Consider the following 1,620-nt stretch of genomic DNA (forward strand, 5'->3'; position numbering starts at 1 on the left):
AACGAAAAGGGTACGGCGGTATTTACGGCGGTTGAGACTAATCAGATGCAGCCGGGCATCGTCTATGCGTGGAATAATATCTGGGTTAAGGTCACCAAATCTCGCACGGGAGCAAATATCCTTTGCTCGGACGGAGTTAGTGATTTGGGTAACGGATCGACCTATACTGCAAGCTTTTGTGAAGTAAAAAAAGCTGCAAAACAGGAGGCATAAAATGAAACGAAAACAAGGATTTTTATTTGATTACAACTTTTGCATAGGTTGTAAGGCGTGTGAAATTTCATGTCAGGTCTACCATAATCAAGACCCCGACATCAACTGGCGCCATGTAGATATGATGCTCATCCATGAAGACGAGATCGAAAAGGAAATTTTCATCTCGCATTCGTGCCACCATTGCGAAGAGCCTGCATGTATGGACGTTTGTCCCGTAGGAGCTTACATTAAGCTCGAAAATGGCATCGTTCAGCCGCTGCACGATAAATGTATCGGCTGCGGATATTGCATCGTAGCCTGTCCTTACGGATCGATAACCAAAGGCAAAGACGGCAAAGCGCAAAAATGCAACCTCTGCGCCGAGAAGCTCGAGCGCGGCGAGGAGCCTGCGTGCGTAGCGGGCTGTCCTTGCGACGTGCTAAAGCTGGTCGATAGCGACGTGAGCGATAGCGCGGGGATGGAAAAAGAGATGCCGGGCTTTAAGCGCTTTTTTACGAAGCCGAACATCCGCTTCTATCCTCGCATGAAGCGTAACGAGTTTATCCACTAAGGATAAAAAGATGCGTAATTTAAAGCAGAGCCTTTGCGTCGAGGACTTTTTGAGGCAGGTATTTTTGGTGCCTCTTACCGGTGAAAATTTGGACGAGCTTTTAAATTTGACGCAGGATTTTGCGCCTAAGCTTAAAGAACATAAATTTATCCTCGAATTTGCCAAATGCAAAAGCGAGCCAAGCTTAATCGATGAAATTCGCTACGAATTCAATAGGCTCTTCGTAGGTCCTAAGCGCCCCAAAGCCGAGCCTTACGAGTCGGTGTATTTCGACTATCAAACGATGTTTGGGGCAAAGACGATGCAGGTGCGAAGCTTTTACGAGAGCTCTGGGCTAAAGCTCGAGGATGCGCAGCTTGATAAATTTCCCGACGATTTCATCGGGTACGAGTTGCAATATCTTTATTTTTTAAGTTTTAGCGCGCTAAAGGCGGAGGATGAGACTAAATTTAACGAAATTCTGCGTAAAAAGGCGGAATTTATCGCCGCTCATCCGTCGCAGTGGTTTTGCAAATTTGCCGCTCGCTGCGACGAGCACGCAAATTTAGACGTTTGGAAGAACTTCGGGGGCTTTTTAAATCTCTACCTAAATAGCGAGATGGATGCGCTTAAAAGCGCGCTAAAAGATCCTGAAATTTTTAAAAATTTAAAGGAATGACGATGGTACAGACGACTTGGGGATGGCTCATAGTCATCTATTTGTTTTTAGGCGGTTTAGGCGCCGGGGCGTTTTTATGCTCGGCTTTGGCTTACAAGGGCTTTTTGGGCTCATTAAACGAGAGGTTTTATAAGTTCGGCTTTCTGCTAGCACCAGTAGCGGTAATAATAGGAACCGCGCTTTTGCTATTTGACTT

General features: G+C 45.9%; 4 protein-coding genes. All 4 read left to right on the plus strand.

The window, feature by feature from the left end; translation table 11 throughout:
- The coding region (locus tag Q0135_RS05750; protein ID WP_297989084.1) for a hypothetical protein at nt 1-213 on the plus strand (213 nt) is incomplete at its 5' end.
- 1 nt (nt 214) lies between these two features.
- The gene (locus tag Q0135_RS05755; RefSeq protein ID WP_297904827.1) at nt 215-766 is read left to right on the plus strand and encodes a 4Fe-4S dicluster domain-containing protein; all 552 of its coding nucleotides are present in this window, start codon (nt 215-217) and stop codon (nt 764-766) included.
- A 10-nt stretch (nt 767-776) separates the two neighbouring features.
- Nucleotides 777-1,424, plus strand: coding sequence for a molecular chaperone (locus tag Q0135_RS05760; protein ID WP_297989086.1), 648 nt, complete (start codon nt 777-779; stop codon nt 1,422-1,424).
- Between the two features lie 2 nt (nt 1,425-1,426).
- On the plus strand, nt 1,427-1,620 hold a 194-nt coding region (nrfD, locus tag Q0135_RS05765; RefSeq protein ID WP_297989087.1), incomplete at its 3' end, for an NrfD/PsrC family molybdoenzyme membrane anchor subunit.

The organism is uncultured Campylobacter sp., assembly GCF_937981295.1.
In the GTDB taxonomy this organism is placed as follows: Bacteria; Campylobacterota; Campylobacteria; order Campylobacterales; family Campylobacteraceae; genus Campylobacter_B.